Source organism: Pseudohongiella spirulinae, from assembly GCF_001444425.1.
Lineage (GTDB): Bacteria > Pseudomonadota > Gammaproteobacteria > Pseudomonadales > Pseudohongiellaceae > Pseudohongiella > Pseudohongiella spirulinae.
Map to the genome: position 1 here is coordinate 642,326 of NZ_CP013189.1, position 23,018 is coordinate 665,343.

The 23,018-nt window shown below is 55.2% G+C and carries 21 protein-coding genes, 1 tRNA gene and 1 pseudogene; 9 read left to right on the forward strand and 14 right to left on the reverse strand.

What is annotated here, in order from left to right; translation table 11 throughout:
* Positions 1 to 35: 35 nt before the first annotated feature.
* Positions 36 to 512, reverse strand: a complete 477-nt coding sequence (locus PS2015_RS03070; RefSeq protein WP_082627934.1) for a DUF6841 family protein — start codon at positions 510 to 512, stop codon at positions 36 to 38.
* Positions 513 to 612: 100 nt separating this feature from the next.
* A complete protein-coding gene (locus tag PS2015_RS03075; RefSeq protein WP_058020849.1) occupies positions 613 to 1,698 on the reverse strand; it encodes a strictosidine synthase family protein in 1,086 nt (361 codons plus the stop codon).
* A 408-nt stretch (positions 1,699 to 2,106) separates the two neighbouring features.
* On the opposite strand from PS2015_RS03075, the gene PS2015_RS03085 reads away from it, so the two are divergent.
* On the forward strand, positions 2,107 to 2,304 hold the full coding sequence (locus PS2015_RS03085) for a DUF2283 domain-containing protein (protein WP_058020853.1): 198 nt from the start codon (positions 2,107 to 2,109) through the stop codon (positions 2,302 to 2,304).
* A gap of 15 nt (positions 2,305 to 2,319) precedes the next feature.
* Here the strand turns inward: PS2015_RS03085 and PS2015_RS03090 are convergent, their stop codons facing one another.
* The gene (locus PS2015_RS03090; RefSeq protein ID WP_237113365.1) at positions 2,320 to 3,270 is read right to left on the reverse strand and encodes an alpha/beta fold hydrolase; all 951 of its coding nucleotides are present in this window, start codon (positions 3,268 to 3,270) and stop codon (positions 2,320 to 2,322) included.
* Between the two features lie 189 nt (positions 3,271 to 3,459).
* Here PS2015_RS03090 and PS2015_RS03095 point away from each other — a divergent pair, with 189 nt between their 5' ends.
* The 4 genes from PS2015_RS03095 to PS2015_RS03110 are packed head-to-tail and all read left to right on the forward strand — an operon-like array spanning position 3,460 to position 8,312.
* Positions 3,460 to 4,914, forward strand: coding sequence for an FG-GAP repeat domain-containing protein (locus PS2015_RS03095; RefSeq protein ID WP_058020855.1), 1,455 nt, complete (start codon positions 3,460 to 3,462; stop codon positions 4,912 to 4,914).
* A gap of 24 nt (positions 4,915 to 4,938) precedes the next feature.
* Positions 4,939 to 6,438 carry a glutamate-cysteine ligase family protein gene (locus PS2015_RS03100; RefSeq protein ID WP_156412638.1) on the forward strand — a complete coding sequence of 500 codons (1,500 nt, stop codon included), beginning with the start codon at positions 4,939 to 4,941 and terminating at the stop codon, positions 6,436 to 6,438.
* Positions 6,435 to 7,445, forward strand: a complete 1,011-nt coding sequence (locus PS2015_RS03105; protein WP_058020859.1) for a hypothetical protein — start codon at positions 6,435 to 6,437, stop codon at positions 7,443 to 7,445. The genes PS2015_RS03100 and PS2015_RS03105 overlap by 4 nt, the downstream gene beginning before the upstream one ends.
* Before the next feature lie 21 nt (positions 7,446 to 7,466).
* A complete protein-coding gene (locus PS2015_RS03110) occupies positions 7,467 to 8,312 on the forward strand; it encodes a M90 family metallopeptidase (RefSeq protein WP_156412639.1) in 846 nt (281 codons plus the stop codon).
* Between the two features lie 9 nt (positions 8,313 to 8,321).
* On the opposite strand, the gene PS2015_RS03115 is transcribed toward PS2015_RS03110, so the two are convergent.
* From PS2015_RS03115 to PS2015_RS03135, 5 genes are all read right to left on the reverse strand, one after another.
* Positions 8,322 to 9,491, reverse strand: a complete 1,170-nt coding sequence (locus tag PS2015_RS03115) for a DUF1501 domain-containing protein (protein WP_058020860.1) — start codon at positions 9,489 to 9,491, stop codon at positions 8,322 to 8,324.
* A 1-nt stretch (position 9,492) separates the two neighbouring features.
* Positions 9,493 to 10,899: a DUF1800 domain-containing protein gene (locus PS2015_RS03120; RefSeq protein WP_058020861.1), complete on the reverse strand. Its 1,407-nt coding sequence runs from the start codon at positions 10,897 to 10,899 to the stop codon at positions 9,493 to 9,495.
* A 223-nt stretch (positions 10,900 to 11,122) separates the two neighbouring features.
* Positions 11,123 to 12,958, reverse strand: coding sequence for a thioredoxin domain-containing protein (locus PS2015_RS03125; RefSeq protein WP_058020862.1), 1,836 nt, complete (start codon positions 12,956 to 12,958; stop codon positions 11,123 to 11,125).
* A gap of 164 nt (positions 12,959 to 13,122) precedes the next feature.
* Entirely contained in the window at positions 13,123 to 13,752 is a 630-nt protein-coding gene (locus PS2015_RS03130) for a DUF998 domain-containing protein (RefSeq protein ID WP_058020863.1), read from the reverse strand.
* A gap of 21 nt (positions 13,753 to 13,773) precedes the next feature.
* Positions 13,774 to 15,033 (reverse strand): ATP-binding protein, encoded by a 1,260-nt coding sequence (locus PS2015_RS03135; protein ID WP_058020864.1) that lies wholly within the window; start codon positions 15,031 to 15,033, stop codon positions 13,774 to 13,776.
* A gap of 182 nt (positions 15,034 to 15,215) precedes the next feature.
* Here PS2015_RS03135 and PS2015_RS03140 point away from each other — a divergent pair, with 182 nt between their 5' ends.
* Genes PS2015_RS03140 through PS2015_RS03150 form a run of 3 tightly spaced genes read left to right on the forward strand, consistent with a single transcriptional unit; the run spans position 15,216 to position 17,774 of the window.
* Positions 15,216 to 16,601 carry a M24 family metallopeptidase gene (locus PS2015_RS03140; RefSeq protein ID WP_058020865.1) on the forward strand — a complete coding sequence of 462 codons (1,386 nt, stop codon included), beginning with the start codon at positions 15,216 to 15,218 and terminating at the stop codon, positions 16,599 to 16,601.
* Positions 16,602 to 16,618: 17 nt separating this feature from the next.
* Entirely contained in the window at positions 16,619 to 17,488 is an 870-nt protein-coding gene (locus PS2015_RS03145; RefSeq protein WP_058023115.1) for a putative RNA methyltransferase, read from the forward strand.
* 7 nt (positions 17,489 to 17,495) lie between these two features.
* Positions 17,496 to 17,774 (forward strand): hypothetical protein, encoded by a 279-nt coding sequence (locus PS2015_RS03150; RefSeq protein ID WP_058020866.1) that lies wholly within the window; start codon positions 17,496 to 17,498, stop codon positions 17,772 to 17,774.
* A gap of 12 nt (positions 17,775 to 17,786) precedes the next feature.
* Here the strand turns inward: PS2015_RS03150 and PS2015_RS16015 are convergent.
* From PS2015_RS16015 to PS2015_RS03160, 3 genes and pseudogenes are all read right to left on the reverse strand, one after another.
* Positions 17,787 to 17,843: pseudogene (locus PS2015_RS16015) on the reverse strand (hypothetical protein); the annotation flags it as partial.
* Positions 17,844 to 17,870: 27 nt separating this feature from the next.
* On the reverse strand, positions 17,871 to 18,437 hold the full coding sequence (locus tag PS2015_RS03155) for a hypothetical protein (protein ID WP_058020867.1): 567 nt from the start codon (positions 18,435 to 18,437) through the stop codon (positions 17,871 to 17,873).
* 61 nt (positions 18,438 to 18,498) lie between these two features.
* Positions 18,499 to 18,726: a hypothetical protein gene (locus PS2015_RS03160; RefSeq protein ID WP_156412640.1), complete on the reverse strand. Its 228-nt coding sequence runs from the start codon at positions 18,724 to 18,726 to the stop codon at positions 18,499 to 18,501.
* A gap of 405 nt (positions 18,727 to 19,131) precedes the next feature.
* Here PS2015_RS03160 and fic point away from each other — a divergent pair, with 405 nt between their 5' ends.
* Positions 19,132 to 20,268 (forward strand): protein adenylyltransferase Fic, encoded by a 1,137-nt coding sequence (fic, locus tag PS2015_RS03165; protein ID WP_058020869.1) that lies wholly within the window; start codon positions 19,132 to 19,134, stop codon positions 20,266 to 20,268.
* Between the two features lie 19 nt (positions 20,269 to 20,287).
* Here fic and PS2015_RS03170 read toward each other — a convergent pair whose 3' ends face one another.
* The 3 genes from PS2015_RS03170 to PS2015_RS03180 all read right to left on the reverse strand — a co-directional run bounded on the left by PS2015_RS03170 (position 20,288) and on the right by PS2015_RS03180 (position 22,970).
* Complete coding sequence (locus PS2015_RS03170; protein WP_058020870.1) at positions 20,288 to 22,477, reverse strand: DNA/RNA helicase domain-containing protein; 2,190 nt, start codon at positions 22,475 to 22,477, stop codon at positions 20,288 to 20,290.
* Entirely contained in the window at positions 22,474 to 22,794 is a 321-nt protein-coding gene (locus PS2015_RS03175; RefSeq protein ID WP_058020871.1) for a nucleotide pyrophosphohydrolase, read from the reverse strand. Before PS2015_RS03175 ends, PS2015_RS03170 begins: the two co-directional genes overlap by 4 nt.
* An 89-nt stretch (positions 22,795 to 22,883) precedes the next feature.
* Positions 22,884 to 22,970: transfer RNA gene (locus PS2015_RS03180), tRNA-Leu, on the reverse strand.
* Between the last annotated feature and the right edge of the window lie 48 nt (positions 22,971 to 23,018).

The following is a 23,018-nucleotide window of genomic DNA, read 5'->3' on the forward strand; positions in this document are numbered from 1 at the left end:
ATAATTCTAAAAATACAGAATCGACCAGCACAGACTCAGGGCGCCAGACTGGAGCGAGCCTGGGTGCCCCAATTGCCCTGCGCGTCGCGCGTCACAATGTATAGCGACTCGTAGGTGCCAATCGGTTCATTCTCACTGTTAAAGCGTTGAAATATGGTGTTGATGTGCACTTTGCCGGCCGACACCAGCACCGGCTCACGACTGAGCCAGTGGGAGTGATCCCAGCCAATGGCGGCCAGCCTCTCAAAGGTTGGTTGTCTGGCAAATTCTTCCGCATTTTGCCAGACAGTCACGGTGCCGCTGGCGAATCTCACATGCGGATAATTCAGAGTTGCTGCCCAGGCTTGCATATCTTTGGCATTGAAGGTGCGCATGAAATCATCCAGTGCAGCCATGGCACCGGCGACTGCCTGATCATGGCTGTCTGTGTTAGCAGTTTGTGCGTGCGATACTACGGGCACAAGCCACAGACAGCAAAACAGGGTGAGGGTTTTCAGTAAGGCTCTGTTCATTTTGTTTGGACCCCAGAATCATTGTGATAGCAATTAGCCTAAGCAATATGCTGTCTAAAAGAAAGCCTGCTTGCGATAAGCGAATCAAACTCAGGCGGCGTTAAAGACTGCAATCAACAATATGATCCTCAAACACGGAGCCGATCAGCAGCCGGCCGTTGTGCCACGCACCGACGCTGGCGCCTGGAATCAGCGCGCCATTATCGAGAAACTCGGTGCTGATCTGATAATCGTCAGCCTCTGCGCGGACGCGAACAACCTGAGACGGCGAACGGACGCTGGCATCCGCAGCATGACGAATAAAAGTCAGAAGTTTGGCATGTCCGCCTATCCACAGATCTCCTGTGGCCGGATCAATTTCTATATTGTCTGCGCCAAATTCCACGTTGATCTGCTGCTGATGAGTCAATGAGCCGCTGACAGGGTCACGCTGATAGACCTGAACGCGCTTGCGGCTGACTTCAGCCACATACAGTTGACTTCCATCGGGCGAGATGTTGATGCCGTTGGCATAACTGAGTCGGTCAGCGAGCTCAAGAAAACCATTGCCATCGTAATACACAATATTGGCCCAGGGCAGGCGCAGATAGTCTTCCAGTTGCCGCAACAGGCCCGGGCCTGATCCGTGGTCATTGCTGAAGTAGAATTGCTCGTGGTTCACACCGACCACATCGTTGGGGCTGACCATCAATTCGCTGGCATGGGTTTTCCGGTGAACCAATGTATTCCCGGCCACATCAAACACTTCGATGGTGTGCAATGGACCTGAGTTGTCGCCGTCAGGGGCACCAAACAGCGACTCGCCGGGGTGGTTAACGACAAACAGTGTTTCACGCCCGTCGTCATCAACATAAAGCGAGATGCCGTGGGGACGGAAGCGCAGATCGGCATCGGGTGTCAGATTGACTCGAGCGGCAGTGGCATTAGTCAGGTCATAACGAAAAATGGCACCTGGTATTGGATTGCCCGCGATAACCGATCGCCGATCATCGCTCGAGATGTAAGCGTAAAGCCCGTTTGGATGAATAGTGATGTCTTCGCTGCCGGGCATGCCAGGTATTTGACGACACTGTCCGTAGGGCTGATTCACGATAGTGCGGAATTCCCCAGCATCGCTGGCCAGATAGATCAGGTATAGAAGTACTGAAAAACAGATGACGCCAGTGCAAACAAGAATTCTACGCATCAGATCACGTCCTTGTTTTATATGTTCAGGCAGAGTATTGCGCAGTATCCGTGTTTTTCCAACCTATCAAGAAACTTTATGTATTTTGACTATACCCCGGACAATAAGCAAAACTGCGTTTGATATGCTACAAACCTGGAAGGTAGCACACTCTGCGGCATGGACGGGCCCATAGATGAAAACAACTGCGTACTTTGACAGGTTAAAAAGTCGACCTGACAGGGCGATGATCGAGCAACGATGGATTGAACAGGTCATAGCCCATCCGATTTCGGAAGTGACTCAATCAGATGGACGTATTAGAATTTGGGGACTTATTCCAGAGATGAATCATAAATATCTTCGCGTTGTCCTGCTCGCAGATCGGGAGACTGTGCACAATGCCTTTTTCGATCGGGGGTTTCGACCATGAAAATGAGTTATTTTGCGGAAACAGATACTTTGTATATCGAGCTGCGCGCAGTCGGTGTCGTAGAAACCAGAGACCTGGATGAAAATACGCTGGCAGACTACGACATTAATGGCAACATTGTTGCCATCACGATGGAGCATGCCAGCAGTCGAACGGATGTACAGCACATCACCCTGTCTGGTATCGCCGCTTAACCAGTGCGGCGTTGATCAGCGCCGCGCGCCCAGCCACCAGCGCAGCGTGTCCGTGACCATTTCCGCCGCATCCTGCTGAACAAAATGACCCGCCCCGGGCACGGCGACAATGGTGGTATCGGCATCATTCCAGTCCCAGGTGTTATTCAGACCATTCGAGTGCAGCGCGGTATCGTCCAGGCCATGGAATACCAGCAGCGGGACATTCAGCTGAGGGACATCCGGCGATGGTGGCGGGGGCGTGGTTGAAAAGGCAGGCAGTGGCGGGTAGTTGCGCTTGTAGTAGGCAATCATGGCGTCGAAATCCGACTGCGCAAAAGCGTCGACATAGCGCTGCCGCGCCACCGGGTCCTGCACCCAGCCCGCCAGGGTCTGCGGCATCATCGGCATGCCAAAAAAGATGTCCGGATCTGAGGGGCTGCCCGCCTGAAAGCGCTGCGCATAATCACTATTGGCACGCTGTTCCTCGTTGATGGTCAGTTCGCGCAACATGCCGTTGGGGTGAGGCAGGTTCATCACCACCAGTCTATTCACCATCTGCGGATAGGCAAAGGCAAAATTCCAGGCCACCATGCCACCCCAGTCATGGCCGACAATGATGGCGCTGTCCTGGCCGAAGGAGCGGATGACTGCCGCCACATCCGCTGTCAGCAGGCGCATGTCATAGTTCTCATCACCGGCTGGCTTGTCGCTCAGGTTATAACCGCGCTGGTCGATGGCCACTACCTGATACTGATCCTGCAGGCCTTCCATCTGGTGACGCCAGCTGTACCAGAAATCCGGGAAGCCGTGGATCATCACCATCAACGGACCTTCGCCCACGGTTGCGTAGTGGATGCGCGTACCGTTATTGTCTGCGTAACCGTGTGTGGCGCTGTCCCACACATCGGCGTGCAGCGCTGTTGTTGCACTGAGCGATCCGAGAACCATCACAATCCGCATAACCATGCGCTTGAAAAAAGTCATGTGTGCGTCTCCATTATTGTGCTTTTGAAATGAGCGTTTAAGGCAGTGAAGCCGATTATGGGGCTGGAGTAAAGTGACTTTATTCCCGATGTTATTGACGGCGGCCAGTTCAAGCCACTTTTTTTGGCGCTTTGCACAAAATCTTTATAGACTGTCAGGCATTGTGTTTTCCATAAGGGGCCAGACTCTATGCCAAATCTCACGACCAGCCACGGCATCCTGCGGCGCATCAGCCCCCTGCTGTTGACACTTGCCAGCGCCTGTTTTTGCGCACCACTGTGGGCGCAGGGCGTGGGCGATCAGCCAACAGAGGCGACTGCCAGCGATGGTCGTTATATCAGTTGGCAGGAACACCTGATTGATGATGCGGCCATTCTGGACTTCGTGCTCAGTGGTGGCGACGGCCTGGTCATGGCCGATCTTGATCTGGATGGTTATCTGGACATTGTGTCCGTACACGAGTCCGATTCCAGCTACGACTCGGCTAATTTTACCCCGGGCTTTGAAGCGCCGCCGGAAGGATATGTGCGTATCGCCTTTGGCAGCGCCGATCCTCTCCAGTGGCACAATATTACAGTCGCCAAAGAGCTGGATGCCGCTGCGCCCGAGGATGCAGCAATTGCCGATATGAACGGAGATGGCTATCCGGATATTCTGGTGGCGGCTGAACTGTCGCATATCCTGTATCTGCAAAATCCCGGAACACGCGATGCGTCGTGGCCGCGTCTGAAACTACCCATGACCGAGGGTCGTGGCAGCTATATTCGTGTCTTTGCGGCCGATCTGGACGGCGACGGCACACCGGAGGTCATCGCTCCCAATAAAGGCGCGCAGATCCCCGGGCCAGACGATTTCGCCGTGTCGACCCCGGTATCTGTTTTTAAAGTGACAGGTGACCCTTTGCTAGGCGATAACTGGCGAGAGATCGAACTGGGACACTACAGCATTCCGCAAAATTCAGAGCCAGTGGATCTGGATGGCGACGGTGATCTGGACATAGTGGTTGGCACCCGAGGTGAGGAGCGTCTGCTTTGGTTTGAAAATCCCGGAGACGGCTCACTGGAATTTGTAGAACATGCCATTGGTATTAACGGTGCTCGCATGGGTGGATTCAACCTGGAATACGCTGACCTTAACGGCGATGGTCGCCTCGATATCATAGGGGCGGGCGTCGGACGCGTTGGCAACGGTCTGGTATGGATAGAGCAACCAGAACGCAAAGGCGATGCATGGAATGCACATTTTATCGGCGAGTTTGCGCCAGACAGCTTCACAGGCCTGGAGGTGGCTGATATTGACGGAGATGGTGATCTGGATGTCTTTGCCGGCAGCTACAGCCGCGGTGAGCGCGAAGCCGACGACGCAAATGCACAGCTCACCGACCCCATGGGGCGATTGGGCTGGTTTGAAAACGCGAACGGTAGCTGGATTCGACACGACGTGTCGCGGCGCATTCGTGGCATGTTCGACAAATTTATCGCCGTGGATATGGATGGTGATGGTGACATCGACTTTGCCGGTACCCGCGGTAACAGTTACCCTTACGACGGTGTGTTCTGGCTGGAGCAGGTGCGCACAACCGCGCCTGCGCCGCGTTTCGTACGGGCGCGAGAACAGGACAGTCATGAGGTCGGCCTGCCCTGATGGAGAATTTACCTATGAATTGGAGTGAGCGCTGAGCGTATGGGGCAGGATATTTCGCGATCAACATTTACCGCGCTGGAGCATCGACAGTTTGAACTGAAGTTGCATGACAATCTGGCGGCTCTCGCGCAGATTTTGAGGCGTCCTGATTTTGGCAATGATCAGCCCAGCCTGGGCGCAGAACTTGAGTTATATATTCTGGACGCAAGCGGTCTGCCACTGGGGATCAATCAGGCATTATTGGAAGAGGCTGATGATCCCTCGTTAACACTGGAGTTGAATCGCTACAACCTGGAATACAATCTACCGGTTCAGCGGCTCGCCGGGGCGCCTTTTTCCGGACTTGAGACCCTGGTCGCAGACAAGTTGTCGCAGGTGAATGCATTGCTGTCCGCGCGCAATGCCAGTGTGCTGGGTGTGGGTATCCTGCCCACGCTGAACGAGGCGCATATCGGCCCGAAAGTGATGACACCGACCTTGCGCTACGAAGCCTTATCAGAAATTTTGCTGGCGATGCGCGGACGTGACTTCAAAATAGACATTGATGGCGAAGATCCGCTGCGCATGCAGCGGCAGGATGTGTCTCTGGAAGGTGTGTGTACCTCGTTTCAGGTGCATTACAACTTTCCGTTGAAACAGTTTGTTGATACCTGGAATGCGGTTACGCTGATCACACCATTGCTTTTGGGTGCGGCGTGTAATTCACCCTTGTTGCTGGGGCGGCGTCTGTGGCACGAGACCCGCGTTCCGCTGTTCAAGCAGTCGACCGATGGGCGCTCCAAGGCGCCGCAATGGTATGACCTGCCACGTGTTGAACTGGGTTATGACTGGCTGCGCAATAGCGCCTATGAGCTGTTTGCGCAACGGGTGTATCTGTATCCATCGTTGATTCCGCTGCTGAATGATGAAGCACCGTTAGAGTGTCTGGCGGCTGGTGAGCTACCTGCTCTGCACGAGCTTAATATGCATAACGGTGCCATATGGCACTGGAACCGGCCTATCTATTCAGGTGCCGATAACGGCCATGTGCGCATTGAGATGCGTTGCCTGCCCGCCGGGCCGACGCCGATAGACATGGCAGCCAATGCGGCGTTTTATATTGGCCTGGCAGCGGGATTGCGTGATGATATCGAAGCGCTTTTGCCAGCCATGCCGTTTCGTTTTGCCAGCGATAACTTCTATCGTGCCGCACGGACTGGCATGAGTGCCAAGCTGGTCTGGCCGGCGTTGCGCCAGAACCGACTTGCCGAACGTCCATTGCGCGAAATTGCTGAGTCTCTGCTGGATACCGCGCTGGCCGGACTGATATCGCTGGATGTGAATGTTGACGAGGCGCGGAGAATGCTGGATGTGATGGCGAATCGTCTGGCTACCGGCCAGAACGGTGCCTCATGGCAGTTGGCCAGTCTGGAGTCTCTGGCACCCAAAGTTGGTCGTGAGCAGGCTCTACGCCGGATCGTAGAAACCTACCAGGTCTATTTTAATGCTAACGTGCCGGTGTCGCGCTGGGAGCTGGCATCGTGAGACAATTGCGTGAATTACAGGCAACAGATCTGACAGCTGTGCCCGAAGACCCGGAGCAGTTTCTCGACCTGCTCGGCGGTCCGACCTTGATAACCGTACCGGGCGTTACCGATCAGCGTTCCCGGGTTGTGGTCACTCTGCTGCATGGCAACGAACCCTCCGGCCTGAAAGCCATGATACGTTATCTGCGCTCGGGCCAGCAGCCGGTCGCCACCCTGCATCTGTTTATTGTCTCCGTCTCTACCGCGTTGCATCCGCCGATGTTTACCCACCGCCAGATACCCGGCGTGCGGGATATGAATCGAACTTTTCGCCCGCCCTTTGACGACACTCCCGGGCAGTTGGCCGAGCACATTCTGTGTCGGATCTCGCAGTTGTCGCCGACGGTAGTGGTTGATATTCATAATACATCCGGCGCCGGACCTGCTTTTACGGTATCGCCGGTGTTGAGTGAGCAACACATAGCATTAACCGGTCTGTTTACTCACCGAATGGTCGTGACAGATCTGCAACTGGGTTCACTGATGGAAATCACAGCGCCGCATTGCCCCGCGATTACCATTGAGTGCGGCGGTGCGCTGGGCGCGGCGGCCGATGAACTGGCCTATACCGGCTTATGCCGCCTGGCCAGCGTGGATAATGTGTTTTCCTGGCAGGATATGCCGCCACTGGATCTGTATCACCATCCCGTGAGGCTGGAGCTGGTCAATGACTGCAGCATTGCCTATGATGCTTTGCTGGCAGAGCCAGCCGACATTTGTCTGCTGCCGGATGTTGACCGATTCAATTTTGGTGTGGCTGATACTGATGTGTGTCTGGGACGGGTGCGGCGGCCCGATTGCCTGCGTCTGAAGGCGGGCGCCGGATACATGCCCGTCGATGATTATTTCCGGATTCTGCCTGACGGTTCATTGCACCCGGCTGTACCGCTCAAGTTGTTTATGGTCACCACCAATGCGAGCATTGCCCGGAGTGATTGTCTTTTGTATGCCGTCAAAAAAGGCTGAATGGAGCAGGCAGTATAAACCATGGATCTGAGCAGTCAGCTGATTATCGCGTTGTTGTTTTTGCTGGTGGTGGCGGTTGCTCTGTGGTTGTTTGCAGCACCGCAATGGCGACGCAAGCGGCTGGACAGACAACCTTTTCCGGCCGCGTGGGAATCAATCGTCGCGCAGCGACTGCCTTTTTATGCACGTATGCCTGCTGAGGTGAAACGAACGTTGCAAAACCGCATCAAACACTTTATCGCCGACAAGAACTTTTACGGCTGCGCCGGTCAGTACGTCGACGACAATGTGCGGGTCAGCATCGCTGCGCAGGCCAGCCTGCTGGTATTGAATCGCCCCGGCGACGACTATGCCGACCTGCATGCCATTCTGGTCTACCCATCCGAATTTATGGTCCGGCATGACGGCGTCGATGAGCACGGTCTGGTATCTGATGACGAACATATTCTGGCCGGCGAATCCTGGAATAATGGACGTATCGTTTTATCCTGGGACAGTGTTGAGCATGGCGCCAGTGATTTCAGAGATGGTCATAATGTCGTTCTTCATGAGTTTGCCCATCAGCTTGATCACCAGAGCGGAGCCACTAATGGCGCGCCCCGGCTGGGCAGTCGCGGTGCCTACAAGCAGTGGTCAGTGGTGTTCAGTGAGGCGTTTGAGCGCTTGCAGCGCCAGGCCATGGAGCAGGATGCCTGGCACGCTCATGACGATGTGCTGGATTTGTATGGTGCCACCAATCCGGCGGAGTTTTTTGCCGTGGCCACGGAAACCTTTTTCGAAAAGCCCGGCCCGCTGGCCGAGCAGCACCCGGCTCTGTTCGAGCAACTATTTCAATACTATGGTGTGGATACCCGCGACTGGCATTGAGCGGCCGTATCAGCTGTACGGCAAACCCGGAAACACCACATCGCGCAGCAACTGTCCGTCAAAACCCATGTGTGACTGCAGTACTGTTGCCAGTATCTGTCGCAGGTCATTGGTCGGCTGCAGATCGCGGCCATCACGCAGACTGCTTTCGCTCAGCCCCGGCCAGGGTCCGATGACTGCGCTGCCAGAGGTGTAGCGGGTCATGCTGCCACCGGCGACAAAGGCCACGCTGGCGGTACCATGATCAGTGCCCAGTGAACCATTAACGCGAACCGTGCGGCCAAACTCTGTCATCACCACCACGACCGTATTTTGCCAGGTACTTCCCAGGCCCAGCTTAAGTTGCATCAGACTGGTATCGAGTTCGGTAAATTTTCGTGGCAGGTTTCCCTGTTCGGCACCCTGATTGGCATGGGTGTCCCAGCCATCGTTTTCCAGTACTACGATATTAGGCCCATTGGCGGCAGTCAGAAAGCTCGCAGCCGCATCGATCAGCGCAGAGAAACCAGTCTCGCCGTCACTGCCACCCATGCCCGAACCGACGATATCGCGCGCGTTTAATGCCTCCTGCAGCCTTGGCCCCAGAAACCCGTCCGACATGTACAGTGACTGCAATCGGCTCAGGGTGTCGTCATTGATGGGGGGCAGCACGGCCGGCGCCCAGGAACCGACGCTGGCCGCACCGCGCAAAATCAGCGGCACAGACTGGCCCAGCGCCATGGCTTGCTGCTGATTCTGCAGCTGCAGGGCCCGGTTCAACCAGCCCGAGGGGTTGGACATTGGCGATTCCAGGCCGCTTTCAAGCACGTTCTGGCCATCGAAGTGAGAACGCTCACGGTAGGCGCTGGCCACCGCATGCACAATGCCCAGTTCGCCGGCCTGGTGCAGGCCGAACAGGCCGCTAAAGGCCGGGTGCAGAGCAAAATAATTATCCAGCTTGAGCAGGTTGTTATCGGCAGGCAGCAGAGCAGCGCGGTAGCTGGTCAGCAGAGGATCGCCGTAAGGGATAACTGCCGACAGGCCATCCATGGCGCCGCGCAGAATAATGACGGCTAGCTTATTATCACCTGAAGCCGTGCTGCTGGCCCAACTCAGACCGGGCAGGCTGCCGGCACCGGCCAGTACGGCCGCCGTTTTCATAAATTGACGACGATTCATTGACTGGGTGTGCTTCGACATATCAGGCTCTCCACTGGAATTGCGGGCTGGCAAGCAACAGTGCCAGTGCCTGCGTCTGACTTTCTGAGCGCCGAATGGCCGTCTGCAATGCGGCGTCTGACGGCAGGATTAAAGGTACAATCTCGCGGGCATCAAAATCGGGACCCACGGCGCCGGCCACCATGTTGATGAACTCCACACGTTTGAGCAGGGCGTCGGGACCACCCCAGTGTTCGGCCTGCTCGGGCCAGCCTGCCGGCGAAGGCGCGGTGAAAGCCCGCTGATTGAAACTGGCCAAGGTCTCGCTGAGAATGTCCAGCACCTCATCGCTCAGCGGCACGCCGGGCAGCGCGCGCGTGGTGGATACCACAAAGTCCTCTGCCGATTTCAGTTTTTTCATGGCCGGATCCCAGGCCTCGTCCAGCTCTACCAGTGCCTGATGCACACTCGGCAAATCGCCCTGTGTGTCGGCAAACACCCTGGCCAGTTTCTCAATGGCTGACGTGGGTGGCTGATCGGCAATAAAGTGCCTGGCCAGCTTGCTGGCAATAAAATACGCCGTCGAGGGGTGGCGGGCGAGATCGCGCAGCGCGCTGATGCCCTGCTGCACACCACTGTTGAAATACGACTTGCCCAGCAACTGCTGAGTTCCCGGCTCATGCAGCGCGGGGTAGAACACAAAAGCGCCGGTTGTTGCCCGCGGATTGGGCAGGTTGCCGTTACGTGTTGGCAGATTCACGGTCCAGCCCGTCAGCATCCGCGCCAGTGCGATGACATCGTCCTGTGTGTAACCGCCATCCACTCCCAGGGTATGCAGCTCCAGAGTTTCACGCGCATAGTTTTCATTCAGTCCCAGGTTTTCGCGTTGCTGCGCAGCAGGAGAATTGGGTCCGATAGAGGTGGTGTTGTCCAGGTAAGTCAGCATCACCGGATGGGTGGCGACACTGATCAGCATGTCTTCAAAGCGGCCATTCATATTGGCGCGAATGGCTTCGTTTTCGTAGGGCAGCCCTGCATACAGAATCGTCGGTTTGTTGATGGCCAGCGAAATACTGAAATGATTGGACCAGAATCTAACCAGGCGTTCGGCGAACGGCGTGTCTGACTCAATGGCCACGGCCAGACGCTGATTGGTCTGTTCCCTGAACAACTGCGCGTTGCGATTACGAATCTCGCGGAGTGGTCGCACCTCGTCGGCGCTGACTTGGCCATCCTGCTGGATCATCTGCCGGGTGCGGTAGTCGTCACTGGCCATCTCGATCAGTGTTGCCGAGCTGGCCATGTCCGCATAACGGGGCGGCTGACGGTTGGTCAGGGGGATCTGGGCAAGGAGCCAGCCGCGAGGGTCTGCTTCAACCCCGGGCAGTTCACCGGGTTGCAGACCCAGACCGAACTTGTTGGCAGCAATAAAGGGTGAGTAGGTCGCCATAATGGGTATCTGTTCTGATTATTGGGGATGACAACTGCTCTTACGTAGCATGCGCCTTTTTCCGTCGCCAGGAAATGAAATTTATTTGATCGGCTATTGTTTTTCCTACCCCCAGAAACACCAAAGCCCCCTGCCGGAAGGACCGGACAGAGGGCTGGTGTTTTAAGGTGCTTGACGTGTCAGACGCCCGGGTATGATGCCGGGTCGCCGGCATCAGGGGTGATCAGTTGTTCTGGCTGACCAGTTTCCACTCATAGAAGCCCATGAACATTTCTTCCCAGCTTTGCTCGCCCCAGTTCACTTCGGTGTTCGGATCGGGGTTGAAACGATTCTGCGCTGAGTTATCAAACGCGCCGCGGGCGATGATTTTGGTACCTGCCGGCACGCGTAGCGGCTCCGCCAGTTCATGGGACAGCTGCCAGTTGAATGAATATGCCGGCACCGACAGCAGCAGTTCTTCCTCGCCATCGGGATACTGGGCAATAAACTTCATGCGCTTGCCGCGGAAGTGCATGTGCGGCATCAGACTGCGGATTTCAGCCTCTTCCGGAATATAGGTCACCAGCTCCATTTCATGATCCTTGGCATGCGGCGGGATGGAAATGGTGAAGGCATTGCCGACACCACCGGACATCCGTTCTGCCGGCACTTCACCTTCCGGGTAGAAGTAGATGCCGATTTCCGTGGCGTCGGTCATCTCCTTGCCGGTGGTGGTGTAGTGCATCTGCAGGCTCAGGCCAGAACCGGCGCGCAGCAGGCCGCCTACGCCGTCCGGATTCCAGGAGACGCTGTTACCCGGTGCATAACCGGCAACCGAGGCCTGGTCGGCATCCCCGCCACCCAGCAGTACGCCGACATCAATGTCCGGGTTTTCGCGGAATATCCGGTCAATGTCCGGCTGTTGGCCGGCCGCTGCGGCGGCGAACATCTGTGCACGAATGGCTGCGGCGCGCTCCTCGGGCAGGCTGTTGATCGCCTGAATGAAGGCGGTCTGCGGATCTGAGCGGCCTTCCGGCGGTACCACCGTGGTAATAATGTGATGCAGTACTTCCGGTGCGCCCGGCGCTACTTCACTGCCCTTGACCCAGCGGTCTTCGGTCAGCCCCAGATCAATGGGAATATCCATATAATCCACCACTCCGGTGGCGGGAATGGTCTGTGGCGGCACCTTGATGATCAGGTCTGGTGTGCCCATCTTCCACTTGGTATCCGACCACACCAGTTCGGTCAGCGGATCGGCTTCCGAATCATCGATGGAAGCGCCGGCGTTTACCCAGCGTACCAGAGTCTGCATGTCCTGATCGCTGAGGTTCATTTCGTTGAGTATCTTGTGGCCGACTTTATTGTCGATCTGACCGGGCGGCATGCGCTTGGTCATGACCACTTCACGAATCATCGGTGACCAGCCCTGCACAGAGAGCTTGCTGTCCATGGCAAACGGGGCAATACCGCCACTGCGGTGACATTCGGCACAGTTTTCTGCAATGATCGGCGCAATATCATCCTGATAGGACACGGCGCTGCCATCGATGCCGCCATAAGCAATCGGGGTTTGCTGACCAGCAATCTCTACCAACTCCACAGACTCGTCGGCTCTCAACGCTAGCAATGCCTCTTCCAGTTGTGCCTGCACAGGGCCGCGATAGACCACTTCAAAGCTGGCCGGATCGTAAACGACCGCCTGGTCCATATGTGTCAAGCCGAGTGCTTCAGAGACCAATTGGGCATCATCCATCAGCACCGGGATCGGCACATTGGGAATAGCATCCGCCACCGCCTGCCGATCAGTCTGCAGGCCCGGGTTGATCAGGAAAAACGCCACGCCCTGATCGGCGTATTGATTGTAGAGCGACTGCAGTGCGCTCAGGGATGCCTGATCGGTCGCGCCGACGGCCTGCGGCAATATCACCACTGCATCATGATCGTCGTACCAGGCCATGTGGTGCTGGTAGCCATTGTGGTCAATCAGGGCAAAGTCCCCCACGCGCTCACCGGCATGGAGAAGGGACAACGCTGCCGCCGTGCAAATCAGACAGGCGAGCCGAATAACAGTCTTCATAACAGGTCCTCTTCAAGTGGTGCAAATTACCATAAGCCGGTGCCGTTTCAGGGCATCTTCTTAACTGAAGGTTACAGAAATGTTGAGGCTAGACCTAATTTTAAGCCGGTTCAAGTGACTTCTGGCCAATTTTTCAGGTCCTGTGCTCGCCCTGAAAACCAGAGCTAGTTGCCCTCCGCAGGCCAGTACCAGGAATACACCAGAAGCCACAGCGTGTTGGTGACAATCTGCGCCTTCTGTGCCATGGCTGTGGTGCCCAGGTTGTAGTCTGTCTCACCATTCCAGATAAGCAGAAATAAGAAAGTGGTACTGAGCAGCGCACACACCAGGGTGAACTGCCTCAGGGGCACGTGCCCGTGCTGAGGAGCTCGCGTCAGCAGCACTCGCATCCACAAAAACACCGGGAACAGTCCCAGCTGCAGCGCAGCGCCCGAGTTGTGAGGCAGCCGGTTCTGATAGGGGAAAATCGCCACCAGCAAGATACCCAGCGCAGCCAGACTCAGCAGCGCGGCAGTCACCCGGTCGCCCGTCGATTGTCTCAACGTATAGAGCCGACAGGCTATCAGAAACTGCGTGCCGGCAATGCTGAAAAATCCCAGAGTCAATACCCAGCCCGCTGGCCCGACGGCATAGATGCTCAGGGTTTGGTGCCACAGTGACAGATCATCGCGGACAATGTGCACGACCGCAACTGTGATACAAAAACACAACACCAGCGCGAAGGACGCATATTGGTAGAGGTTGTGATGAGGTTTGTTATTGGTAGTGGCTGCCATCTTGTATTGATCAGTCATTGAATTTCGCCATTACCTTAATCAAAGCTCCCAGAGTTTGGATATGGGCACGGCCAGAATGTTTGATTTATTGTCAAGGTGAAACGTGGCGGCACCGTCATAAAGTATGATGCCACCCCGGAATGCGCTGCCGGCGACTCCCGCAAGTTTGAGAAGACCTTTGATGTCCGTTTTATTGACGCTGGCGGCTGCCTTGACTTCAATACCCCAAACCTTTCCGCTGCTTTCAATGACGATATCGACTTCAATTTTATCCTTGTCGCGATAATGATAGAAGTGCGGCGGTCGTGACATGCAATCGGCCATGGCGGTTAATTGTTGCAAGACGAAAGACTCCAGTAGATGACCAAAGCGTGCTCGCTGAACATTCCACTGGTCGGCTTCCAATTCACTCAGTGTGGCAGCCAGCCCACTGTCCACAAAGTGTAGCTTAGGACTTTTGACCAGACGCTTGGTGCGATTACTGTGCCATGCGGGCAGACGTCGAATCAGAAACAGGCGTTCCAGTAATGTCAGATAGCGGTCTATCGTTGCCCTTGTGTGCCCTAGTGAATTGGCTAGCTCACTTTGATTGAGTAGCTGTGCGGTCCTGTCTGCCAACAAGGCAAGCAGGCGTTTCAGGTTGCTGGCATCTTTTACCTCAGCTATGTCGCGTACATCGCGCTCAATCACCGACTGAATATAATTGCGTTGCCAGCGCTCGGCCCGCTCAGGCGCTCGGCGTACTGCTTCCGGATAACCGCCCGTCAGCAGAATCTTTGGGAGCGCAGATGGGGTGGGCGCGTCGGGGGATCTGATTTCAACAGGTAGCCGACCTGCCAGCATAGTGACCAGAAAACTCCCTGTTCGTCTGTGAATCTCGGCTTTCGTGAAGGGGTGCAGGTACAGGCTCTCCATCCTGCCTGCAAGCGAATCGGCAAGTCGCGGCAACTGCATCAGATTCGCAGAACCCGTCAACAAGAAACGGCCAGCGCTGCGGTTTGCGTCGACACTGCGTTTGATTGCCAGCGCCAATTCCGGTGCCCGCTGTACTTCATCGATGGTTATCCGGTCCGGCAATTCATCTATAAAACCTTGTGGGTCATTCAGGGCAAGATCCAGATAAACCTTCTCATCCAGGCTGATATAAGGGCGTTCAGGCTCACACATCTTTGCCAGTGTTGATTTGCCGCATTGGCGTGGTCCGAGCAGACACACCACCGGGGTATCGGCCAATGCCGCCATCACTGAGGATCGAAGCTGGCGTGGCAGCCAGGATTGATCGGCGGTTTTTATATCCATTTTGCGTCCAATTGTATTATTTGGTAGCGTCCAATTGATTTATATAATATCGTCCAACTGTATCATGGATTCATTCTTTTCGTAACCGTTGATGGCGAGTCGAGCAGTTCTGGACAACCCGGGCCGCAGAAGATACTTTTGGTTCTGACATCAGTTTTTAATGACTTCTACTGGACTTCTCGATGAAGACTTCTTCTCCCTTGGTCGCAGTGCTGCTCGCTGCCGCTTTTACTGCGCTCCCGATTACCCAGACTCACGCCCAGCCGCCTGTGCAAGTGCCGGCGTCCGTCCCGGCTCACATCCACCCGCTGCCCACCTTGCGCGATCAGGCCACTGAGCAGCAGGCCTGGCTGGAGGCGCGCATGGATCGCGTATTACCGGCGCTGATGAGCGAATACGGTGTAGACATGTGGATTCTGTCAATGCGCGAGTACGGCGAGGACCCCGTGTTCTGGTCCATTACCTCGCCGACCACCTTCGCCGCGCGGCGCCGCTCCATTTACGTGTTTACATTACAGCCAGACGGTAGTGTTGAGCGGCTGGCGCTGGGCGGCGGTGATCAGGGTGGTGTGTTCCAGGCCTATCGCTCCTCGCGCCCGGCACCGACCCAGCCAACGGCGGAGCTGGTAGGTAATGAGCAGTGGCAGTTGCTGCGCGAGCTGATTGAAGATCGTGACCCTGACAATATTGCCCTCAACATCGATGCCGAATGGGCTTTCTCTGACGGTCTGCATGCCGGCGAACGTGAGGCACTGGAAGAGGCGCTTGGTCCGTATGTGGAACGCGTGGTCCGCGAACCGCGTCTGGCCATGAACTACATTGCCCTGCGCATTCCCGAAATGATGCCGCGCTACCGCAAGATCATGGAGACTGTGCATGCGGTCATTTCCGAGGCCTTTTCCAACGCCGTGATCACCCCCGGTGAAACCACCACCCAAGATGTCATCTGGTGGATGCGCCAGCGCGTGCAGGAGCTGGGATATCAAGTCTGGTTCCAGCCCTCGCTCGACGTGTCTCGCCAGGGCAGTGGCCGTATCCGGGAGGACACCGTCATTCAGCCAGGTGACCTGCTCTGGACTGACTTTGGTGTGGTCGCCATGAACCTGCATACCGACACCCAGCACCTGGGTTACGTACTAAAACCCGGTGAGACCGAAGCGCCTGCCGGCCTGCAAGCCTGTCTGGCCGACTCCAACCGCATGCAGGAACTGCTGCTGGAAGAAATGCAGCCCGGCCGCACCGGTAATGACATTCTTGCCTCCACCCTCGCGCGCATTGCAGCCGAAGGCATCACCGGCACCGTTTACACCCATCCCATTGGCGATCACGGTCACGGCGCCGGACCGTTAATCGGACGCTGGGACGGACAGGAAGGAGTGCCGATACGGGGTGATGCCGTGTTGTTACCATCAACCTGGCATTCCATAGAGCTGCAGGCCACGCGGGCCATTCCTGAGTGGGGCGGTGAAGAGGCGAATTGTCGGCAGGAGGAAGAGGCTTATCTGGATGAGGACGGGGAGCGTCACTGGGTGTTCCGGCGCCAGGATGCGTTTCATCTGGTGTGGTGATCAAGCTGAGGCAAGGGATGGCTGTTAAACCCTTTACACAGCTCGCCTGCCCGCTGGATGGTGAACCACTGCAGCGTGAAAGTAATACCTGGCGCTGTGCTCTGGCGCACAGCTTTGATGTCGCGCGGCAGGGTTATGTGAACCTGTTGCCGGTGCAAAACAAACGCTCACGAGACCCGGGTGACAGCAAAGCCATGATGGTCGCCCGCCAGGAGTTTCTGGCAGATGGTTTTTATCAGCCGATTGCTGATGCCGTGGCTGGCGCAGTGCTCAGCAATACCGACCCGTCGGTCGAGTTGAACTGCCTGGATGCCGGTTGTGGCGAGGGTTACTACCTGCGTCAGCTTGCTGCTAACAGTCAGCCGACGCAATCCCTGAACCTGATGGGTCTGGACATCTCCAAGTGGGCCGTACAGGCCGCGGCCCGCCAGGACAAACAGGCGGCTTGGGTCGTTGGTAACAATGCCAATTTGCCCGTGTTGTCGGAAACTCTCGACCGGGTGTTATGCATGTTTGGCTTCCCGGTTTATCCCGAGTTTCTACGTGTATTAAAACCCGGTGGCACGTTGTTGATGGTGGATGCAGGTAACGACCATTTGCGGGAACTGCGTGAAATCATCTACCCGACGCTCAAGCCGCCGCGTCCCCCACAGCACCAGGCGCCCGCTGGTTTTGAGCAGGGGCAGATACAGCAAGTGCATTTTCCGGTACAGTTGCCCGATGCCCGGCAAATCAGCAATTTGCTGATGATGACACCGCATCTTTATCGTGCCAGCGCAGCAGGCCTGGCTAGAGCCGAGCAACTGACGGAGCTCAGGGTTACGGTGGATGTGCGGCTGAGTACGCTGATAAAAGCGCGGCACACACCCGCACCGAATCAACAATGAGGGTTGTATGAAAGAGACATTGAGGACGATCTTTTCGCCAGTGCTGGCAGTGTTTGAAAAAGGCGAACCCGCCGAGAGCTATCGGCCGTCGCACCGAAAAATTCTGCTGGCGGTCGGTGCGCTGTTTTTTGTGCTGTCTGTGGTGGCTTCTTATATGGCGGTTAATTCGGCGCAATTGGCGTCGTTACTGCCCGCATTGGTGTTTGGGCTGGTGAGCCTGGTGAGTCTGGTGGTGGCGGGACTTGGGAGTGATGTGGCTGTGGCGCGGATCTGGGGGTTGAAGTAGGGCTTCAACATACAACCACCGGCCATGCCCGCGCACAAACCTCGACCTCTCATGATGCGCCTGAATGTGTCCCTTAGCATCACGCGAGAACGGGTTTCATTTGGTTTGTTGCGATTGGCGGAAAAGTCGATGGGACGCCAATACAGTGACAACAGCAAACAGACCTACTGGTGGCACTACTGCGAATGGTAAATGCCATCCATCTCCCCATGGCGCGCTGATAAATACGACGAACAAATTAGAACCAGAAAGCGCATAAAAGCGATAGAGGCTTGATGAAGGCGCAGACTGGTAATTGACATCGGAAAGTGAAAACGTAGTTACACCATCTCTTAGTGCCAGCGTGCTGATCCAGATAATAAATACAGGCGCTGATATCAGCGCAGCCAATACACTGATCGTCTCAAATGACACTGGATCAAGTTGTAACTTTCGAATAAACGCATACCCGATTGCAGGCGCGATGAGTACACACTGAATGACCATTGAATAATTATAAATCTGCAACAGAGAGAGCAGCCTTTCATGCGTGAATGCGTGCGCAGGCAGAGCCTGTCGTCTCTCTGGCGACAATGGGTTCGCCACCCCGTTCAGATAGAAACTTTCGCCATTGTTGTATATCGCCATACCTTTTGAGATCTCGTATTGTTTGATGGGCAGCACATTTATCAGGAGACGATAGCCTTTTTACGGGCTATCGCCATGTCTCCATTCAATAGATGGTTTACGATGACTCTGCCGTGCTTAGCGTCATTAACGCGCCACCCCCTGCAATCAGAACGCCTGCACTTGCTGCAACTCCAAACGTAGCAACGGCGCCCGCCCCCAGGAAAGGTACGGCCGCCGCCGTAATGGCGCCTCCCACGGCATAACCAAGACCTGTCATAAAGGTCTTGCCGTCAAAATCACCACCTGAGACGGCAGTAATTTCGCTTTCTGTCAGTTCACGCATGTCACACCTCCAATGTGCTGGTTTAATCAACAACTTACTCATCAGCGTCAGACGATAAATGTCAAAGCTGATAATCAAGTTATAGACGGCTACTAATGTCATTGCCAATTTAGTAGATGTTGAGTTCGCGCAATGAAGGGGTTCATTTGGTTTGGTGCAGTTGGTGGGTAGCTGCCGCTTTTAACAGTAATTTGAGTTCTTGCCGAACAGTTCCATTTGAGCATTCTCTTCGAATGAGTAGACGAGTTGAAAAGCTGCAAATTCTGGTGTTTCCAGCTTTTTGTTACAAATAGGGGTGTATCAATTTCTCGACACAACACTGCTTATGTGTTGACAGCATCGACATATAAGCGGAATATGTCGACAGAATGTAATTTTATCGACATATTGGCAGCAAAGTCCCTTATGCCTGCTTTTCAGCCTGACAAGCCTTACAACGATCTGCCCCTGTTGCCGCCCGCGCAGGAACTGGAATCCCGTGCTGTTCTCAAGGCCTGCATCGAGGCCCGCACTGCGCTGGCCGCGCTTAAGCAGGCCGGCGAACTTATCCCCAATCAGGCGATGTTGATCAACACCATCCCGCTGCTGGAAGCCAAAGGCAGCTCGGAAATTGAAAACATCGTCACTACTGCCGACAATCTGTTTGAGTTCGCCCAGGCAGATGACAGTCGTGCGGACTCGGCTACCAGGGAAGCGTTGCGCTATCGCACAGCTCTCTGGCAGGGGGTCCAGTCCTTGCAGGCGCGCCCACTGTCTACCAATACTGCGGTGACCATCTGTTCCACTACCAAGGGAGTGAAAATGGATATCCGTCGTGTGCCGGGCACGACACTCAGTAATCCGGCTACGGGTGAAACCATTTACACGCCGCCAGAAGGCGAAGCTCATTTGCGTGATCTGCTGGCCAACTGGGAGCGGTTTCTTCACGGTGCAGATCAGTCAGGCCAGCTCGACCCACTTGTCCGCATGGCAGTAGCCCATTACCAATTCGAAGCCATTCACCCGTTTACCGACGGCAATGGCCGTACCGGTCGCATCATCAACCTGCTGTACCTGGTAGAGCAAGATTTATTGAGTATTCCGGTGCTCTATCTAAGCCGCCACATCATCCAGCATAAAGCTGACTATTATCGCCTGTTGCGTCAGGTGACTGAGCAAGGTGATTGGGAATCCTGGCTGCTCTACATGTTGCAGGCCGTGCACAGTACCGCGCAATGGACACGTGAAAAAATCATGGCCATTCGCGCCTTGCAGGAGCACACGGCTGACCATGTCCGGCAACGACTGTCAGGCATTTACAGTCGCGAGCTGGTAGAGCTGGTTTTTACCCAGCCGTATTGCCGCATCGCCAACCTGGTGGAAGCCGGTATCGCCAAGCGCCAGACCGCCTCGGTATACCTGAAAGAGTTGTGCGACATAGGAGTACTTCGAGAGCAGAAAGCCGGGCGCGATAAATTGTTTTTGCATCCAAAATTGCTGACGCTACTGGGTGGAGACAGCAATGAGTTCTTGTCTTACTCGGGAAAGGATAAATCAACATAGACTAATGCGCTGACGCCACTCACAATACCCGCACAAACACCCCAACTACCCGAAAACCGCCGGCCTCATCCGCGCCCAAAACAATCGGCTCATACCCCGCATCATTCGATCTTGGTTTCAGCACTATCTGCTCATGCGTCCAGCCATCCTCATTCTCCGCTTTCACACTGGCATATTCCTTAACCGTGTAGTGTGAACCACTTTCCGCATCAACGTTGTCCAGCATCTCTACCAGCACAATCTTGCCATTGCGGCTACCGCCCGGATCAGAACGGAAAAGACACATGGCCCCATTAGGGATGACGTTGTTCATCGACTCGCCCTGCACCTTGCAGGCAAAGTAACTTTTGTCGATTCTTTCGCCCTCCGGTATCCGAAGCCATTCCTTGTGTTCGGCCCGCTGCTGATCACTAAAATCCCCGGCAGCGGCGACCAGATCATAAACAGGGACGGCGTTGATGAAGGGTTTTACCGGAACCGGGGTAATGTCAGCCACGTTTGAAATGACGGCTGGTTCAGGCGCAATGTGCTGAGCCAGATACTCGCGCAGGTCCGGGTCACAGGCATAGATGAATGTGCCCCGAATGCCGCGCAGCAGGATGGTCTGGTAAATGTTCAGAATGTACTTTGTGAGTTCTTCAGGGTCTTTGATGGACTGCTTGCCGTTCCGGTCGAAGTACAGCTCCGGTCTTATGACGATTTCCCTGCGGGTTTTGTCATAGCCAATCTCCCGTCCGAAAATGATGCCGGCGTAATTCAAGTCGTAGCCCTGCGTGGTATGGATGCAGCCCACTTCATTCACGGAGTTCGGAGCGTTGATCCAGTCGGAGCTGGTGCTGTTCCACTTCAGTTGAATGTTTTCAATGTCGATGTCGAATAGATCAGCATCCTTGTTGGATCGCCACGGCCAGGCATAACCCGCGATCATCCGTGACAGGCCATGTTCATGGTCGCGCTTCTTTACGGTCTTGACGAATTCGTCGAAGGAGTCAAACAGCCGCAGTTCGTAATGCTTTGACTGGTAGGGTTTATTCCCGTCTAACTGGCCATGCAGCAGTCTGCTGACAAATTGCACGTAGGGGTTGCCACCCCGGACCCGGAACTGTGAGACCAGTTGCTGTGTCTGGGTTGTGAATGATTTTTTTAGTTCACGGAATGCATCGGTGGAGGCATCCGAAGGTTTGATGGTCTGATTCAGATCGTAGAAAAACACGGCTTTGCTGGCCTGTTGTATGACCCAGTCCACTTCGCTGCAGATTTTTGGGTCCATGCCCAGTTTGATAGCTGTTTTGTCGAAAGTGCCGTAGTACGCACCCAGATTCTGGCGCTGTCGCAGCCGGTGGGCTTCATCCACAAGCACGATGTCATAGTTCTGCTCGGCAAGCTGGGAGGGGCTGATCACCATGCGCGGTGATAGTCCTGCTACATTGGCAAAAGCCTTTTTTAGAGTGGCGCGAAACGAGGCCATCGGCACAACCAAGGCCATTTTCGGTTTTGCCCCGAACTTTTCGCGGAGCTTACTAAGCAGCTCCCTGAATTCACTTTCTTCCGAAGACAGGCTGCCATAATTGAAATCATCCAGATCACTTTGCAGCAGCTTGAACAGGAATATCGCCAGCACGGATTTGCCGGTCCCAGCGCCGCCTTCGACGATCAGCGTTTTTACCTTATCGTCGAGCAGTGCGTACATGATGCCCAGCAGACCCTGCCGCTGATCAAATGAAAGCGATTTGTACGGTGAATATTTGAATAGATCTGAGTTGTCCAGATGTTCCAGCGAATGCTGCGTAATGCCCTCGGCCAGCAACCTGTCCCAGAGCTGGCGGAACATGCCTGCGTATACCTGCTCTTTCTGATAGTAGTTATGGTCGGCCAGGCCCAGGTTGCCGTTCAGCAGCGTGAACTTGCCGTCGGCGGCCATGTATTTGATGAGGTTGGATTCAATGTCCAGCGTCGCCGATTTATTGAATTTGTCGCTCTGAATCAGATGCACAACTGTCAGTCTGCTTTTCTCGTTGTGCTTCAGGTGCGTTTCCATGCGGGTGATGGTGTCGGCGGTCTCCCCGACATAGGCGCGCCCCCTGTTTGAGTTGCTCAGTACATACACCAGTGGCCAGTGCCCCTGGGTCAGGCGATTCAGACGGATCTGCTCAAGGGCGTCCTTTCTGAAGTCAAAGCGGCTGATCTCAAGCGGGTGAGGATCGCTCATAGCTCATTGTATTTCCGGGCGCTACCTTTGGCCTTGCTGACCGGGTACTTCTCTTCATTCCGTTTGATTTTTGCCAGCACAATGTCTTTGACATCAAGGTCGCAGGCATCAGCCAGCAGAAAGGCGAAGGAGAACACATCGGCCAGCTCTTCCTTGATCTTCTCGGGGTCCGCATCTTCCGGTAGTTTCCAGAGAAAAGCTTCCAGAAGTTCTGAGGCTTCGATGCTCAAGGCAAGGGAAAGGTCTTTAGGATTGTGGAACTGCTGCCAGTCGCGCTCGTCGCGGAATTTCTTCAGGGCGTCGATGATTTCATTCATGGTTATTGTCTGTCGATGTCCAATGAGATGAAACCAATGATTTCACGTCGTCTGGGTACAGGCAATAGAAGAAGTTTGATGCAAACTAATGGTGCCCAGGAGAGGACTTGAACCTCCACGCCCTTTCGAGCACTAGCACCTGAAGCTAGCGTGTCTACCAATTCCACCACCTGGGCATTTAGGGATGGAGCAAATCAGAGCGCGCATTTTGCCCATCCAGAATG

Excerpts from the sequence above, each read along its gene's own strand:
- PS2015_RS03070 (WP_082627934.1), bottom strand. The coding sequence starts at position 512 with ATGAACAGAGCCTTACTGAAAACCCTCACCCTGTTTTGCTGTCTGTGG.
- PS2015_RS03075 (WP_058020849.1), bottom strand. The coding sequence starts at position 1,698 with ATGCGTAGAATTCTTGTTTGCACTGGCGTCATCTGTTTTTCAGTACTT.
- PS2015_RS03085 (WP_058020853.1), top strand. The coding sequence starts at position 2,107 with ATGAAAATGAGTTATTTTGCGGAAACAGATACTTTGTATATCGAGCTG.
- PS2015_RS03090 (WP_237113365.1), bottom strand. The coding sequence starts at position 3,270 with ATGACTTTTTTCAAGCGCATGGTTATGCGGATTGTGATGGTTCTCGGA.
- PS2015_RS03095 (WP_058020855.1), top strand. The coding sequence starts at position 3,460 with ATGCCAAATCTCACGACCAGCCACGGCATCCTGCGGCGCATCAGCCCC.
- PS2015_RS03110 (WP_156412639.1), top strand. The coding sequence starts at position 7,467 with ATGGATCTGAGCAGTCAGCTGATTATCGCGTTGTTGTTTTTGCTGGTG.
- PS2015_RS03115 (WP_058020860.1), bottom strand. The coding sequence starts at position 9,491 with ATGTCGAAGCACACCCAGTCAATGAATCGTCGTCAATTTATGAAAACG.
- PS2015_RS03120 (WP_058020861.1), bottom strand. The coding sequence starts at position 10,899 with ATGGCGACCTACTCACCCTTTATTGCTGCCAACAAGTTCGGTCTGGGT.
- PS2015_RS03125 (WP_058020862.1), bottom strand. The coding sequence starts at position 12,958 with ATGAAGACTGTTATTCGGCTCGCCTGTCTGATTTGCACGGCGGCAGCG.
- PS2015_RS03130 (WP_058020863.1), bottom strand. The coding sequence starts at position 13,752 with ATGACTGATCAATACAAGATGGCAGCCACTACCAATAACAAACCTCAT.
- PS2015_RS03135 (WP_058020864.1), bottom strand. The coding sequence starts at position 15,033 with ATGGATATAAAAACCGCCGATCAATCCTGGCTGCCACGCCAGCTTCGA.
- PS2015_RS03140 (WP_058020865.1), top strand. The coding sequence starts at position 15,216 with ATGAAGACTTCTTCTCCCTTGGTCGCAGTGCTGCTCGCTGCCGCTTTT.
- PS2015_RS03145 (WP_058023115.1), top strand. The coding sequence starts at position 16,619 with ATGGCTGTTAAACCCTTTACACAGCTCGCCTGCCCGCTGGATGGTGAA.
- PS2015_RS03150 (WP_058020866.1), top strand. The coding sequence starts at position 17,496 with ATGAAAGAGACATTGAGGACGATCTTTTCGCCAGTGCTGGCAGTGTTT.
- PS2015_RS03160 (WP_156412640.1), bottom strand. The coding sequence starts at position 18,726 with ATGCGTGAACTGACAGAAAGCGAAATTACTGCCGTCTCAGGTGGTGAT.
- fic (WP_058020869.1), top strand. The coding sequence starts at position 19,132 with ATGCCTGCTTTTCAGCCTGACAAGCCTTACAACGATCTGCCCCTGTTG.
- PS2015_RS03170 (WP_058020870.1), bottom strand. The coding sequence starts at position 22,477 with ATGAGCGATCCTCACCCGCTTGAGATCAGCCGCTTTGACTTCAGAAAG.
- PS2015_RS03175 (WP_058020871.1), bottom strand. The coding sequence starts at position 22,794 with ATGAATGAAATCATCGACGCCCTGAAGAAATTCCGCGACGAGCGCGAC.